This is a genomic window from Pelorhabdus rhamnosifermentans, assembly GCF_018835585.1.
Classification (GTDB): Bacteria; Bacillota; Negativicutes; order UMGS1260; family UMGS1260; genus Pelorhabdus; species Pelorhabdus rhamnosifermentans.
Genome location: NZ_JAHGVE010000127.1, coordinates 1 through 283 on the forward strand (window position 1 = coordinate 1; position 283 = coordinate 283).

The window sequence follows — 283 nt, forward strand, 5'->3', positions numbered from 1 at the left end:
CGAGCGTGATCGCCGCGGAGACGAGCGCGCAAGCCGCCAGGAAGTAGAGGCCGGCCTCGTAGGTGCCGGTGTGATCCTTGAGCCAGCCCAGGACGTAGGGGCCGACGAAGCCGCCGAGATTGCCGATCGAGTTGATGGTGGCGATCCCGGCCGCGGCGGCCGAGCCCGACAGGAACATGGTCGGCATGCTCCACAGCGGCGGCTTCGACGAGGAGATACCGATATTGACCAGCGTGAGCGCGAGGATCACGGCGGCAAGGCCGGTCCACATTCCGGCCAGCGC

General features: G+C 68.2%; 1 pseudogene. It reads right to left on the bottom strand.

Annotated elements, in window-relative coordinates:
- Positions 1–283, bottom strand: a pseudogene (locus Ga0466249_RS26055) (MFS transporter); the annotation flags it as partial.